The organism is Acidovorax facilis, assembly GCF_050626955.1.
Taxonomy (GTDB): domain Bacteria; phylum Pseudomonadota; class Gammaproteobacteria; order Burkholderiales; family Burkholderiaceae_C; genus Acidovorax; species Acidovorax facilis.
On the sequence record NZ_CP192460.1, the window covers coordinates 1,725,288 to 1,740,429 of the forward strand.

Annotated in this window: 11 protein-coding genes; 1 reads left to right on the forward strand and 10 read right to left on the reverse strand. The window is 60.7% G+C overall.

Annotated features, from left to right (window positions below; genetic code table 11):
* Positions 1–78 precede the first annotated feature (78 nt).
* From ACQ4MJ_RS07765 to dapC, 6 genes are all read right to left on the reverse strand, one after another.
* Complete coding sequence (locus ACQ4MJ_RS07765) at positions 79–2,121, reverse strand: ABC-F family ATP-binding cassette domain-containing protein (protein WP_431149320.1); 2,043 nt, start codon at positions 2,119–2,121, stop codon at positions 79–81.
* Positions 2,122–2,233: 112 nt separating this feature from the next.
* The gene (prmB, locus tag ACQ4MJ_RS07770) at positions 2,234–3,169 is read right to left on the reverse strand and encodes a 50S ribosomal protein L3 N(5)-glutamine methyltransferase (RefSeq protein ID WP_228895455.1); all 936 of its coding nucleotides are present in this window, start codon (positions 3,167–3,169) and stop codon (positions 2,234–2,236) included.
* On the reverse strand, positions 3,166–4,359 hold the full coding sequence (gene dapE, locus ACQ4MJ_RS07775) for a succinyl-diaminopimelate desuccinylase (RefSeq protein ID WP_431149318.1): 1,194 nt from the start codon (positions 4,357–4,359) through the stop codon (positions 3,166–3,168). Before dapE ends, prmB begins: the two co-directional genes overlap by 4 nt.
* A gap of 163 nt (positions 4,360–4,522) precedes the next feature.
* Positions 4,523–5,686: a PilT/PilU family type 4a pilus ATPase gene (locus tag ACQ4MJ_RS07780; RefSeq protein WP_055397852.1), complete on the reverse strand. Its 1,164-nt coding sequence runs from the start codon at positions 5,684–5,686 to the stop codon at positions 4,523–4,525.
* Between the two features lie 70 nt (positions 5,687–5,756).
* The gene (gene dapD / locus ACQ4MJ_RS07785; RefSeq protein ID WP_121506304.1) at positions 5,757–6,590 is read right to left on the reverse strand and encodes a 2,3,4,5-tetrahydropyridine-2,6-dicarboxylate N-succinyltransferase; all 834 of its coding nucleotides are present in this window, start codon (positions 6,588–6,590) and stop codon (positions 5,757–5,759) included.
* A gap of 37 nt (positions 6,591–6,627) precedes the next feature.
* On the reverse strand, positions 6,628–7,833 hold the full coding sequence (gene dapC / locus ACQ4MJ_RS07790; protein ID WP_218301135.1) for a succinyldiaminopimelate transaminase: 1,206 nt from the start codon (positions 7,831–7,833) through the stop codon (positions 6,628–6,630).
* A gap of 174 nt (positions 7,834–8,007) precedes the next feature.
* On the opposite strand from dapC, the gene ACQ4MJ_RS07795 reads away from it, so the two are divergent.
* Positions 8,008–9,498, forward strand: a complete 1,491-nt coding sequence (locus tag ACQ4MJ_RS07795) for a methyl-accepting chemotaxis protein (RefSeq protein WP_431149316.1) — start codon at positions 8,008–8,010, stop codon at positions 9,496–9,498.
* 27 nt (positions 9,499–9,525) lie between these two features.
* Here the strand turns inward: ACQ4MJ_RS07795 and ACQ4MJ_RS07800 are convergent, their stop codons facing one another.
* From ACQ4MJ_RS07800 to ACQ4MJ_RS07815, 4 genes are all read right to left on the reverse strand, one after another.
* Entirely contained in the window at positions 9,526–12,087 is a 2,562-nt protein-coding gene (locus tag ACQ4MJ_RS07800) for a phytanoyl-CoA dioxygenase family protein (RefSeq protein WP_431149315.1), read from the reverse strand.
* Positions 12,088–12,113: 26 nt separating this feature from the next.
* Positions 12,114–12,872, reverse strand: a complete 759-nt coding sequence (locus ACQ4MJ_RS07805; RefSeq protein WP_431149314.1) for a glycosyltransferase family 2 protein — start codon at positions 12,870–12,872, stop codon at positions 12,114–12,116.
* A complete protein-coding gene (gene fcl, locus ACQ4MJ_RS07810) occupies positions 12,865–13,860 on the reverse strand; it encodes a GDP-L-fucose synthase (protein WP_431149313.1) in 996 nt (331 codons plus the stop codon). The genes ACQ4MJ_RS07805 and fcl overlap by 8 nt, the downstream gene beginning before the upstream one ends.
* Positions 13,861–14,029: 169 nt before the next feature.
* A complete protein-coding gene (locus ACQ4MJ_RS07815; RefSeq protein WP_431149312.1) occupies positions 14,030–15,082 on the reverse strand; it encodes a glycosyltransferase family 2 protein in 1,053 nt (350 codons plus the stop codon).
* Between the last annotated feature and the right edge of the window lie 60 nt (positions 15,083–15,142).

Below are 15,142 nucleotides of genomic sequence, written 5' to 3' on the forward strand. Positions count from 1 at the left end.
TAGCTAAAAATGATTGCTGGATAAGCGCAAAGGTCGAATAACGATCACTTTGTGATTACATGAATTTACATTTTTGGCCTATGCTGCTGCCGAAATTTCTTCCAATTCGGAAGAAATTTCCAGCCAGCGTTCTTCCAGTTGGGCCGTCTCATCATTGCCTGCCTTCAGGGCGCGGCCACACTCGGCGATCTCGGCCGGGGGCAGGGCCTGCGTGAGCTTGTGCTCGAGCGCAGCCCGTTCGCCAGCCAGCGTCGCCAGGCGCTTGTCGATCTGCTCCAGCTCTTTTTTGAGCGGCCGTGTTTTTTCGGCTTGTTGCTGGCGCGCCTGGGCATCCAGTTTGCGTTGTTCTCGCCCGTCCCTTGAAGGGGTTGTGGCGGAGGTCGGTGTGGGCACCGGGGCCGCGACAGGAGCGGGATTTGCTGCCGCTGAAGGTGCGTTGGCCTTGGGGGCCGTGGAGCTTGCCACCGAGACCTGTGCCTGCTCGGCCAGGCGTGCCTCTTCGCGAAGGCGTTTGGACTCTTCGAGCAGGTAGCGCTGGTAGTCGTCCAGATCGCCATCGAAGGGCCCCACAACGCCCCGGCCCACCATCCAGAAGTCTTCGCAGACCGAGCGCAGCAGCGAACGGTCGTGGCTGACCAGCATGACGGTGCCATCGAAGTCGTTGAGCGCCATGGCCAGGGCCTCGCGGGTCGCCAAGTCGAGGTGGTTGGTAGGTTCGTCCAGTAGCAGCAGGTTGGGACGCTGCCAGACGATCATGGCCAGCACCAAGCGGGCTTTTTCGCCACCGCTCATGGTGCCCACGGCCTGCTTGACCATGTCGCCCGTGAAGTTGAACGTGCCCAGATAGCTGCGCAGGTCTTGCTCGCGGCTGGGTTGCTTGATGTCGGGGCCCAGTTCCTTGGCCAGGCGGATCATGTGCTCCAGCGGGTTCTCGCTGGGGCGCAACACGTCCAATTCCTGCTGGGCAAAGTAGCCGATGTTCAGGCCCTTGCCTTCGGTCACGCTGCCGCCCAGGGGCTTCATGGTGCGGGCAATGGTTTTGACCAGCGTGGACTTGCCCTGGCCGTTGGCACCCAGGATGCCGATGCGCTGGCCCGCCAGCACCGAGCGATTGACGCCGGTGAGGATGGTGGTGGGCGTGCCCTCGTCGTCCACATAGCCAAATGATGCATCGCTGATGGCCAGCATCGGGTTTGGCAGATTGGCGGGTTCCTTGAACTCGAAGGTGAAGTCCGCCTCGGCCAGCACGGGGCCAATCTTTTCCATGCGTTCGAGCTGCTTGACGCGGCTTTGCGCCTGCTTGGCCTTGCTGGCCTTGGCCTTGAAGCGGTCGATGAACTTCTGCAGATGGGCCATCTTCTCCTGCTGTTTGGAGAAGCTGGCCTGTTGCAGTTCAAGCTGCTGGGCGCGCAGCTCTTCGAACTTGCTGTAGTTGCCACCGTAGCGGTTCAACTCGCCTTGCTGGATTTGCAGGGTGACGTTGGTGATGGCGTCCAGAAACTCGCGATCATGGCTGATCACGATCATGGTGCCCGCGTAGCGCTTGAGCCAAGCTTCGAGCCAGACGAGGGCGTCCAAGTCCAAGTGGTTGGTGGGCTCGTCCAGAAGCAGCAAATCGCTGGGGCACATCAGCGCGCGCGCCAGTTGCAGGCGCATGCGCCAGCCGCCCGAAAAGCTGTTGACGGGGTGGTCGAGCTCGCTCACGCGAAAGCCCAGGCCCAGAATGAGTGCCTGCGCGCGTGCCACCGCATCATGGGCGCCGGCGTCGTGCAGGTCCGAATAAGCATGGGCGATGGCCATGCCGTCGTCGCTGGCCTCTGCATCCAGCAACTGTTGCTGGACCTCGGCCAGACGCGTGTCACCCTCCAACACAAAGTCAGTGGCCGACTGGTCGGTTTCGGGCATGTTCTGCGCGACCTCCGCCATGCGCCAGCTGGTGGGGATGTAGAAATCTCCCCCGTCTTCGTGCAGTTTGCCGCTGAGCAAGGCAAACAGGCTCGACTTGCCCGCGCCATTGCGGCCCACAAGGCCTACGCTTTCGCCGGGGTTGATGGTGGCGGAAACGCTGTCGAGCACGACTTTGGCGCCGCGTCGCAGGGTAACGTTCTTGAGGGTGATCATCCGGAACTCAGAAAAAAGCGCACCCGCACTGGGCGGGTGGCGTGAAAAAGCAGGGGGCCAAGGCTGTTGCAAACCATCCAAGGGATGCAACAAGCCGGTGGCGCGCAACCCTCTATTGTGCCGTGAGCCGGCTTTGGGCGGCCAAGGCCTGCCGAGTCACCAGCAAAACCTGGTCTTCACCTGCACTGGTATCGAGCCAGAAAACAGGCAGTTGGGGGAAAGCGGCCTCGAAGTAAGCGCGTTCGTTGCCAATCTCCAGAATGATCACTGCATCCTCACTCATGCAGGCGGGAGCAGCGGCAAACAGCTGGCGCACAAAGTCCATGCCATCGTTGCCTCCGGCCAGGGCCAGCTCGGGCTCGGCACGGTATTCGGCGGGCAAGGCGGCCATGCTGGCCGCATTCACGTAGGGCGGATTGCACAGGATCAGGTCCCAGGGGCCGGGCAGTGCAGCCAGGCCATCGGACAGCTGCAGCTGGATGCGGTCTTGCAGGCCATGTTTGTCCACGTTGATGCGGGCTACCGCCAGCGCATCGGGCGATATGTCGGCGCCCGTCACTTGCACCTCGGGCCAGGCCATGGCCGCCAGCACGGCCAGGCTGCCGTTACCCGTGCACAGGTCCAGCACCTGGCGGGTGTGGTCGCTCAGGTACTCGTCAGCCCCCCCGTCGACCAGCAGTTCGGCAATGAAGCTGCGCGGCACGATGGTGCGTTCGTCCACATAGAACGGTACACCCTGCAGCCAGGCCTCTTGTGTGAGATAGGCGGCGGGCTTGCGGGTGCGGATGCGCTCTTCAAAAAGAGTAGCTACCAGCGCTTGATCGGCGGGCGCTACGGGCTGATTCTTCATGGAATCGGGGGCTTCCGACAGATCACTGTCCAGCGGCAGCCCTAGACGCCAGAGCACCAGCCAAGCGGCTTCGTCGTGGGCATTGGTGGTACCGTGGCCAAAGGAGACGCCTGCTGCGGCAAGGCACTGCGCACCCGATTCGACCAGGGCACCCACGGTATCGCCCGCGACGGTGGGGTGCTGTTGTGGAGTGTTCATGCTGGCACTCCATTGGCGGCCAGGGCCTGCGCATGCAGGTTTTCCAGCGTGCGGCGGTAGATGTTCTTGAGGGGGTCAATGTCGGCCACGACGATGTGCTCGTCGATCTTGTGGATGCTGGCGTTGGGGGGGCCGAGTTCGATCACCTGGGGGCACACCTGGGCAATGAAACGGCCGTCGCTGGTTCCGCCCGTGGTGGAGAGTTCGGTGGTCAGCCCGGTCTCTGCAGTGATGGCCTGCTGCACGGCGCCCACCAGTTCACCGGGGGTTGTCAAAAACGGCTGGCCGCCCAGCGTCCAGCGCAGGTCGTATTCCAGGCCATGGCGGTCCAGCACGGCGTGCACACGCTGCTGCAGGCCTTCGGCAGTGGATTCAGTCGAGAAGCGGAAGTTGAAGTCGATCACGACCTCTCCCGGAATCACATTGGTGGCACCCGTGCCGCCGTGCATGTTGCTGATCTGCCAGCTGGTGGGCGGGAAAAACGCGTTGCCCTCGTCCCACACCGTGGCCGCCAGCTCCGTGAGTGCGGGCAGGGCCTGGTGAATGGGGTTGCGGGCCAGTTGCGGGTAGGCAATGTGCCCCTGAATACCGCGCACAGAGAGCTTGCCACTGAGCGTGCCGCGCCGCCCGTTCTTGATCATGTCGCCCGTTTTTTCGACGGATGTGGGTTCTCCCACGATGCAGTAATCGAGCTTTTCACCACGTGCTTTGAGTTTCTCGACCACGACCTTGGTGCCATCCACCGAGGGGCCTTCCTCGTCGCTGGTCAGAAGAAATGCCAGCGCGATCTGCGGATCGGGCGTGGCGGCCAGGAACTCTTCCACCGCCACGACAAAGGCGGCGATGGAGGTTTTCATGTCGCTGGCACCACGGCCATAGAGCTTGCCGTCCTTGTGGGTAGGCACAAACGGGTCGCTGCTCCACTGTGCCAGCGGGCCTGTGGGTACGACATCGGTGTGGCCGGCAAACACTATGGTTTTAATAGCTGCTTGCGCCTTTCCATCAAGCGCTACAGGCCTTTTTGCCCACAAGTTGCTGACACGAAAGTCCGCCGGGCCGCTGTCCAGGCGCTCACACACAAACCCGAGCGGAGCCAGCCGCGCGGCCAGCAGGTCCAGGCAGCCCGCATCCTCGGGGGTGATGGAGGGCAGGGAAATGAGCTGTTCGGCGAGGTGCAGGGTACGGGACATTGGGGATTCGGTGGGATGGGGCCGTGCAGTCAGCTGTAGTTAGAGAGCGAAGCGTAAGCATCAGCGCGGCCTAGGCGAGAGACGGCAAGCCAAGGACCGCCCCGCAGCGAGGGCGTCGTCCCCCAGGGGGAAGGCGCCGCAGGCGACTCAGGGCGGAGACATTTCATGCCGCTGGTTTGACGTCCAGCACGATCTCGGTGAAGGAAGGCGCGTCGTCGGGTGCATCCCGCGCTTCCTTCTGCGCCTTGGCGGCATTGGCGGCCAGGGAGAAATCGTTCTGCAAGCGCCACATGAGGTTGGTAGGCGAGTCAGCGTAGGCCATGCCTTCCTTGCGGTCGATCTTGGAGTCCATGATCAACCGGGCGAGGGCTTCCTCAAAGGTCAGCGAACCTTCGGCCATGGACTTCTCCATCGCTTCTTTGACGCCTGAGAAATCGCCTTTTTCGATCAGGTCGGACACCAGCTTGGTGTTGAGCATGACTTCCACCGCCGGAGCACGGCTGCCGTCGATGGTGCGCACCAGGCGTTGGGAGATGATGGCCTTCAGGGCGGATGCCAGGTCGCCCAGCATGGTGGGACGCACTTCGACGGGATAGAACGACAAGATGCGATTGAGCGCGTGGTAGCTGTTGTTGCCGTGCAGCGTGGCCAGACACAAGTGGCCGGACTGGGCGTAGGCAATGGCGGCCGACATGGTTTCGCGGTCGCGGATTTCGCCGATCAGGATCACATCCGGCGCCTGGCGCAGCGCGTTCTTGAGGGCGGTCTGCAGCGATTGGGTATCACTGCCGATCTCGCGCTGGTTGACGATGGATTTCTTGTTCTTGAACTGGTACTCGACCGGGTCTTCAATGGTGAGGATGTGGCCGGTGAGTGCTTCATTGCGGGTGTCGATCATCGACGCCAGGGATGTGCTCTTGCCCGAGCCCGTGGCGCCGACCATCAGGATCAGGCCCCGCTTTTCCATGATGAGTTCGCGCATCACGGGTGGAAGGCCCAGCGAGTCGAATTCGGGAATCTGCTGCGAGATGAAACGGATCACCACCGCGTAGCTGCCGCGCTGGCGCATGGCACTGATACGGAAGCGGCCCACACCGCTGAGCGGCACGCCCATGTTCAGCTCGCCGGTTTCCTCCAGTTCTTCGATGCGATCTGGAGGAACCACTTCGGAGAGCAGGTTGCGCGGCGCATCGGGCGGCAGGATCTGGTTGTTGATCGGGATGCATTCGCCGTTGATCTTGATCAGTGCCGGGGCATTGGCCGACAGGTAGACGTCTGATGCCTTCTTTTCGCTCATCAGGCGAAGAATCCGCTCCATCGTGCTCATGGTGTTTCCCTCTTGTTGTCGGTGTCTGTCGGCGGGCAGGCGGGATGGCCTGCCCCGGCCTTGAGTGCGATCAGTCGCGCAGCAGGTCGTTGATGCTGGTCTTGGAGCGGGTCTGCGCGTCCACCTGCTTGACGATGATGGCGGCGTACATGCTGTAGGGCGTGCCGTTGGCGGCCGTCTTGGGCAGGTTGCCGCTGACCACCACCGAGCCCGAGGGCACGCGGCCATAGCTGATCTCGCCCGTAGCGCGGTTGAAGATGGGGGTGCTCTGGCCCAGGTACACGCCCATGCCCAGCACGGAGTTTTCTTCCACCACCACGCCTTCAACTACCTCGGAGCGGGCGCCGATGAAGCAGTTGTCTTCGATGATGGTGGGGCCGGCCTGCAGCGGCTCCAGCACGCCACCAATGCCCACGCCGCCCGACAGGTGCACGTTGGCGCCGATCTGTGCGCACGAACCCACGGTGGCCCAGGTGTCGACCATGGTGCCTTCGCCCACATAGGCGCCAATGTTCACGTACGACGGCATCAGGATCGCGCCCTTGGCGATGAAGCTGCCACGGCGGGCGACGGCGGGTGGCACCACACGCACCCCGGTGGCCTTCATTTCTTCTTCAGACAAGTGGGCAAACTTGGTCTGCACCTTGTCGTAAAAACCCAGGTCACCGGCCTTGACCACTTCGTTGTCCTTCAGGCGGAACGACAGCAGCACCGCCTTCTTGATCCACTGGTGCACGGTCCACTGGCCCACACCTTCGCGCGTGGCCACGCGCAGCGTGCCGTTGTTCAGCTCGGCGATCACATGCTCGACAGCGTCCTGGATTTCCTTGGGGGCGGCGGAGGGCGAAAGGCTGGCGCGGTTGTCCCAGGCGTTGTCGATGAGGGTTTGCAGTTGTTGGGTCATGTTGTTGTCTGTCAGTCTGTGGATCAGGAATCAGAAATCAGGCAGTGCGGGACTGGATGAATTGCACGATGCGCAACGCAGCCTCCACGCACTCTTCGGTTTCGGCCACCAGGGCCATGCGCACGCGCTGGGCACCGGGGTTGCTGCCCTGGGCCTCGCGGGCCAGGTAGCTGCCAGGGAGCACCGTAACATTGTATTGAGCCAGAAGGGCCCGCGCGAACTCGGCGTCGTCCATGGCAAGCTGCTCGGGGACTTTGGCCCAGAGGTAGAAACCTGCATCGGGAAGGGCTACTTCCATGACACCCGCCAGCAGCGGCGTGACTTGGGCGAACTTCTTGCGGTAGCGCGTGCGGTTTTCCACCACATGCTGCTCGTCTCCCCAGGCTGCAATGCTGGCGGCCTGCACGATGGGGCTCATGGCGCTGCCGTGGTACGTGCGGTACAGCAGGAAGGCCTTGATCAGGGCCGCATCTCCCGCCACAAAACCACTGCGCATGCCGGGCACGTTGCTGCGCTTGGAGAGACTGGTGAAGGAGATCAGGTTCTTGTAGTCGCTGCGGCCGAGCTTGTCTGCAGCCTGCAGGCCGCCCAACGGCGGTTCGTCGCGGAAGTAGATTTCGCTGTAGCACTCGTCCGAGGCAATCACAAAACCATACCGGTCGCTCAGTTCAAACAACTTCTTCCACTCCGTCAGCGGCATGACGGCGCCGGTGGGGTTGCCAGGGGAGCAAACAAAAAGCAACTGCGTCCGCTGCCACACGGAGTCCGGCACCGCGTCCCAATTCACGGCGAAATTGCGTGCCGGGTCGCTGGCCGCGTAATAAGGGGCCGCGCCCGCCAGCAGGGCTGCACCTTCATAGATCTGGTAGAACGGATTGGGGCAGACTACCAGCGGCTGGCCTTTTGAAGGATCGATGATGGTTTGGGCAAACGAAAAAAGTGCTTCCCGAGAACCATTCACGGGAAGGACCTGGGTGGCCGGATCCAGCGTGATGGCATAGCGCAAATTCAGCCAGCGGGTGAAGGCCTCGCGCAAGCCCAACTCGCCAGCGGTGGCGGGGTAACTCGCCAGGCCACTGAGGTTGTTACTGAGTGCATCTTTGATGAACTGCGGTGTAGGATGGCGTGGCTCACCCATGCCCAGGCTGATGGGGCTGTAGGCTGCCGGGGGCACCACCCCCGCAAAGAGCTGCCGCAGCCGCTCGAAGGGGTAGGGCTGGAGATGGGAAAGCAGGGGATTCATGGGGCGCCATTATGGGCGATCACCTCAGATCAGTCGGCGCTGGATCGGCCAGGGTTTGGCGGATCGTGACCGGAGCTGACCTCAATGCGTCGATGGGCCCGTGGTCTGTCAATCCGCCGTAAGTGCGTGTACCTAGTATTCAGGCCATTTGATCAGAACAATAGAGGAGACACGATGTCAGGATTCCTACCGCTGCGTCCGGGGCTCTGGTGGATGCGCAGGTGGCATTTGCCTGGCAAGCTGCTCTCGCTGAGTCTTCTGGTGGGGGCGGCACTTGCCATTGCTGCGTTTGGGGCGCCTTGGTGGGCGCTTGCCTTGGCCGTAGCGGTGGTGTTGTACGCTCTGCTCGTGCTTTACCGCAGTCTGGCCACCGACCTTGCGGGTCTGGCGCAAACCATAGAGCTGACCCAGGCCGGGGATCTCCGGGCCCAGCCCCGTCGCGACTACGGACAAGACGAAGTGGCCGAGATGGCGCAGTCGCTCGACCGCATGGTGATCACGCTCTCCTCCATGGTGGCAGACATTCGTAGCAATGCGGCGCTGGTCGCCCATGCTGGGCAGAGCCTGGCCGAGGGCAATCGCTCGCTGGCCGACCGCACCGAGCAGCAGGCCGCCAACCTGGAGCAGACGGCCGCCAGTGTGGAGCAACTGTCTTCAGCGGTGCAGAACAACGCTCAGACCGCGCACAGTGCCGATACCCGGGCGGCGCAGGTGCGTGACGCAGCCGATGTGGGCGCCCAGGCCATGGCACGTGCCGTGCAGTCGGTCGAGGCCATCCAGCAAGGTGCGCGGCGCATGACCGAAATCATCGGTGTGATCGACAGCATTGCATTTCAGACCAATATCCTTGCCCTGAACGCAGCCGTTGAGGCTGCTCGCGCCGGAGAGCAGGGCCGTGGGTTTGCCGTGGTGGCAGCAGAGGTGCGCACGCTGGCCAAGCGGTCCAGCGATGCCGCGCACGAAATTCGTGAACTGATCGGTGCCTCGGTCAGTCAGGTCGAAACCAGTGCGGGCCTGATTCGGTCGGCCGGGGAGGGGATCTCGGACATGGCGGGGGGCATTCGCAGCGTGGCATCCAGCATGAGCGAAATCTCCGGATCGAGCGCCGAGCAAAGCACCGGCCTGCGCGAGGTGAGCGCCGCCGTGCAACAACTGGACCAGATCACCCAGCACAACGCCCAGATGGTGGGCCATGCCGTGCAACAGGCAGAGGCCCTGGAAAGCCGCGCATCCACCCTGTCGCGTGCGGTCTCTGCATTCCGCCTGCAGCAGGGCACGGCCGAGGAGGCTGTGGCGCTGGTGGGCAAGGCCATGGCGCTGCACAAGAGTACCTCGCGCGACCAGTTCCTGCGCAGCATCACTGACAAGAATCAGCCCTACCACGACCGCGACATGTATGTGTTTGTCCTCGACTCCGCAGGCACCTACCTGGCCTTTGGAGGCAACACCGCCAAGGTGGGCACGCGGGTGCAGGACATTCCTGGCATTGCGGGCGACCGGCTGGTGAACGACATCGTTTCCCAGGCGGACCGTGAGCCGGGCTGGGTGGAGTACGACATCACCAACCCTGCCACGGGTGCGGTGCAGACGAAAATGTCTTACGTCAGCCGCGCGGGCGATCTGTATGTGGGGTGTGGGGTTTACAAGGCACTCGCTGCCCGCTGAGTTGTCGGCCCTCGGCCAGCGGCGGGCTCACCCCAGCAGCCGGCGGTACCAGGCAGTGGGTGGTTGTGGTGCAGGTGCTTTTGCGTTGGCCGCCTCAGCTTCGACCTCAGTTCCGGATGCATTCATGGGCAAGAGCGCAATCCGGCGAATACCCAACCCCAGAGAGCGCTTGTCCGTGCTCTCCGGATTCAGATCGCAGGGCCGCACGAGGGGGGAGCCCTGGAGCGCCACTCTGACCCGGTCCGCACGGCTTCGCAAGACCGCGTCGGGAACACGGGCCTCCAGGACGAGCGTGTCGCCCACTTGTTCCTGGCGCACCGCAATCGCTTGCCCATTCACCTGCATTTGAAGCTCGCTGACAGCTGCCATCGTCAACAGGTGGACCACTTCCATCCGCAGCAGGTGATCGCCAACGCCTACCGGGCGGAAGTCGATCCATGTCTCAGGCTCCAGGCCTGTCCATGCAAAGTGATGTGGACCTTCGGTCTCCCGGACATGCCAGCCCCGTCCCGGGATGGGGCGGTCAAAGAGGTAGTCGTGCCCAGGCGGCAGGGAGGCGAGCCAGTGCGAATCGGGCTCGTCTAAGGGCGCTTCAATGTACCGGTTGAAGCCCATGCGGTCTTCACCCCGCAACATGACGCAGGGGAAAGGTTCGCTGACCTTTGCGATGGGGACCGTCACTCGGACGGCCAGTCCCAGCCTGTGCTCCGTGGTGCGGTTGGGGTTGGAGTGATGCAGCAGCCGTTCATTGAAGAGAAAGAACTGGCCGGGCTCCAGCACCATGGATACCTTGCGGGTTTCATCCACGTAGGCGGGGTCTGAAGCGATGCCGCCGAACCGAAGGCTCTTGGCTGGATCTGTATCGATGGCCGGAGGGATGATTTGCCGGTGCGAGCCTGGAATGATTTCCACGCATCCATTTTCCAGCGTTGCCGGCGTAATCGCCAGCCAAGCTGAAATGTTCAGGATGGGTTCCATGTTCCAGTTGTAATGATCTTGGTGCCAGGGGTATTCCTCTTGCTGTTCAGGCCGGGCAGGCGGTTTGTTGAAAAGATTGGAATTCCACAGAACGAGATCCGGCCCATAGAGAGAAGCCATGCGTTCCACGATGGCCGGGGCCGAGCACATCGCATGGACCGCTTGGCTGTCTAGGTGCCGCACGCGCAGGCCGAATGGGCAATAAGGCGTAGGCGTGGGCAGCACCCGCTCACATACCGTTGTGCGGAATTTTTCCATTTCATGGGGCGAGAATGCCGTGAATGGCCCTGCGTAGCCCTGTGTCCGAAATTGCTCAATTTCCTCCGGAGACAAGCAGAAGGGGAGTTCGGAGGTGTCTTTGTTCATGGGTGCCTGCGTAGAAATACCTGTCAATTCCGAGGTTGCGCTGGCACGCGGGTTGGCTGGAACGTCCTCCACTAGCGCGGCCAGGCGCTCGTAGGCAGCCCGGCCCACGCTGACCTGCTGTCGTGCCACTTGCAGCAACCGCTGCCGTTCAGTCCCTGCTGCATGCCACGCATCCTGTATGGCGGTCGCCAAGTGCGTGGCCGTTTCCTCACGGTCCAGAAACACGATGTGGCAGGCGGCGCCAAACTGGGCTTGAAGCCCTTGCATTTTCGACCGGTAGTGGGGCGATGCCACCAAGGCGATCACCGACACCCCTTGCGACAGTGCGAACACTGCCGCGTGGTAGCTGCCGGTGATGACCACACGGCATGCACCGATCTGCTGCACGACGTCCTGTGGCGTTGCAACCGGGTAGGAGGTGCAGCTGATGCCCGGGATGCCATGGAGCAGCGAGGCAATGGCGTCAGGATCGGAAGGACCGGCAAGCGAAATGGGCACACCGGCAACAAGAGGTGCACCCAGCCGTGAAATGGCACTTCCCAACCCTTCCCGCAGGCGCGACAGGGTGTTGGCATCTACGCCGGCGTAGTCCGCTTGGCGGACGTTGATGCCCAGGCTTTGGCCCAGAACTGTGGGGCGCAAGTCAAACGCCAGTTCAATCGCCTCGTCTGCTGCCACGACCAGGCGTTGTTCTGGCACCCCAAAGGATCTCGCCACCATCGGGCTTTGCTGCGATTCTCTGCAGACCACCAGGCTCAAAAGAGGAAATACCCCCAGCATCTTCTGCGAAAGGCTGCGAACGCTGACGGGTTCAAATCCACAGCTCAGAATGATTGCCGGTTTGCCGAGCCTGATACCCGCTTCCAGCGTCTGCAAGATGACTTCCGATTGACCAGAGAAATCGTCGCTGAAATATCCGCCGCCGGTCGCCATCACCATATCGCAATCCATCAGCGCCGACACGATGCGCGCACAGTCTGCTGATGCTTGGGTTATCAGGTTCCGGGTATCAGCACCAAGGGCGATCAGCGGCAGGGGGAGGCGTTCTTCGGTGAGCTCAAGCGCAATGACTTCGGGACAATCCTTTCTGAGCAGGGCTGCATTGCGGGTTATCCAATGTATTTGACAATCTGGCCAGAGATGCCGTAACCGGCGAAAAATGACCTGGTAAATCGCCCTGTCTCCCAGATTGTCGTTGTTGGAGAAATAGTTTCCTGAATCGACCAGAATTCGGTGCGGTGCCATTTGCGGATGTCAGAAGTAATAGGTGGTCAATGCCTCATCATGGAACGATACCAAACCGAGTATGGTTGGGCGAGCCACCACTTTAATGGCACCCGGCCATAATGCCGGCGCACCACATCTATCGCCTCCTGATAATGCGCTTTGCGCCGGGTGCTCGTCTTCGTTTCGGGGTGCTCCCGGTTGGTTGCCAGAAAGGTATCCACAAATTCCAGAGGTCCCAGAGCCTTGTAAAGGCGCCACCAAAGATCGTAGTCCATGGTCATGTGCAATGTTTCGTCCACGCCTCCAACGGCTTCCCAGGCAGTGCGGCGAATCAGCGTTCCGGGCTGAGAAACGATGCAGAATTGCGCCATCCACCACTCGCTGAAAGGGCGGACAAAGACGGGATTGGTTCTTTTTGTGCTTTCCACATAGTTCCATACCCGTCCGTAGGCCATGGGGGCTGCTGGATTGTGCTGCAGTGCTGCCACCAGGCTTTTCAGCGCACCTGGCAACAACCAATCGTCGCTATTGAGCCAGCAGACAAAAGGCGCACGTCCATTTGCTATCGCCTCGTTGATGGCCGACGATTGGCCCATGTCTTTGGAACTGCGCCAGCCTGCAAGCCGTTCTTCCCAGCGGCGGATGACCTCTATCGTGCCGTCGGTGGAACCACCGTCCGCGACATAGACTTCGACGGGGATGTCCTGTGCAAATATGGACTCGAGTGCAGCATTCAGATAGCGCCCCTGGTTATAGGAAGGCACTGCCACTGTCACCAACGGCATGTCCAGCGCATCATCCATTGGCACGCTGCTGCAGTGTTGACATGTAATTCCCGTAGACCATGGCCAACCCCTGCCTAAGTTCAGTCTGGGCGCGCCAGCCCAGTCCCTCCAGGCGACTCACATTCAGGAGTTTTCGTGGAGGACCATCCGGCTTGGAGGCGTCAAACTCGATATGGCCGGGATATCCCACCACGTCGCTGATCAATTGTGCGAGCTCCCGAATGGACAGGTCTTCGCCAGTCCCCAGATTGATATGTGATAACCGAGGCTGCGTGCAGGCGTTGTAAATTGATTTTTCGAGATTCATGACATGGACGCAGGCTGCCGCCATGTCATCGACATATAGAAATTCGCGGCGCGGTGCACCGGTTCCCCAGATCACGACATTGGGCGCATGGGCGAGCTTTGCCTCGTGGAAACGCCGTATCAGTGCCGGAATGACATGGCTGTTTTCTGGGTGATAGTTGTCGCCCGGGCCATACAGGTTGGTGGGCATCACGCTGCGATAGTCGGTGCCATATTGCCGGTTGTAAGACTCGCACAGCTTGATGCCCGCAATTTTGGCAACGGCATAGGGCTCGTTGGTGGGCTCCAAGGTGCCGGTCAGCAGTGCGTCTTCACCCATGGGCTGTGGCGCGAGTCTGGGGTAGATGCAGCTGGAACCCAGGAACATCAGGCGCTGAACACCGGCTCGCCAGGCTTCATGCACGACATTCGCCTCGATCATCAGGTTTTGGTAAATGAACTCTGCGGGATACGTATTGTTGGCGTGTATACCCCCCACCATGGCTGCGGCTAGGTAGACGTGGGTTGGAGCTTCATCCTTGAAAAACGAACGCACATCCGCCTGGCAGGTCAGATCGAGTTCGGCGTGGGTGCGTGCAATGATCTGGACACCACCTTGTTGCTCAAGCACACGCACGATGGCCGAACCGACCATGCCGCTGTGGCCGGCCACATAAACCCTCGGTGCCCGGACTGCTGAGCCGTTATTGGTCGCGGTCATGGGCGCGGCCCCCACACCTCGTCGCCAGGCCGGTACCACCGGGCGGCCTTCCCATTTTCTGCTCTTCTCATTTCCAATTCCTTTGTCTCGAATCCAGCCAGTTTGCTTTTGGCGGCGTATTGGTCGATATAGTGGCTGCAGCCAGCTTGAAGAGCACGCTCCACCCAGCTCAATGTGCACGCTTGAGTGGTTGCCGCATCCGGAATGCCAAATCGCGAAGCATGTGCCTTGAGAGATAGGGAAGCACGGCATTCCGTATCTCTTTATAGTCAGGGACTCTGCCGAGGATTTTCTCGCGTATCCGGCTCATTTCCTGCTGGCCAATGCCATTGATATTGGCAGAAGTCTTTTGGTGTTCATGAACCCGGAATGCGCCCAGGAAGCGGGGGATGTGGGAAAAATTTGCACCGGCGTCCCGGAAACGGATCAGCAAATCCCAGTCCATGGCAAACCTGAATGATTCGTCGACTTGGGCACCGGTCTTGTCCCAGATGCGTCGCCGCCAGAAGAGTGTTTCCTGCGGAATATAGTCTGCCCAAGACAATACGGTGTTGTCATGCCCTGGCATGATCCAGCGACCAATCTCCATTCCATTTCGATCGATGAGCAAGCGGTCTCCATAGACCACGTCAACATCGGGATGGCGGGCAAAGTAGTCTGCGACGGTGCTCAAGGCGCCCGGCAAGAGCAGGTCGTCTGAATTGAGCCACGCCATGATTTCACCCGTCGTTCGTGCGAAACCCCGGTTGATCGCTTGCGATTGCCCCGTATCCTTTTCGGATACCCATCCGGTTAATTTTGCTTCGAATTTTTTCAGAATGGAGATAGTTTCGTCCTGGGAGCCGCCATCCTGAATGAAATATTCCAGATTGGGATATTCTTGGTCCAGAACGCTTGTTATTGTATTTTCAATGAAATTACCCTGCTTAAATGAAGGTGTGATCAGTGAAATTTTGGGGAAAATTGTAGATGATTGCGTCTTTGGTATCACTCTAGGCGGCACCATGGGCCTTGGCGCATACTGATTGAGATTGCCTAGCCGCGGCTTGAAGGGGGCTGCAACATGTCGGAAAATAGGACACAATGGGCGAAATGCTGAAAAAGCGATATGCAAAATTATTCTAAAAGTACCAAGTAGTTGGTACGGTCTATTGATGATCGCAAAGAACTTTGCAAGCCATTTTTTTGGAATTTTTTTATATTCCTGCAATTCAATCTCCATTGAAGCTGCACGGCGAGACGCTATGGCAAAATTTGTACATTAGTGGGAAATTTTTGAGTG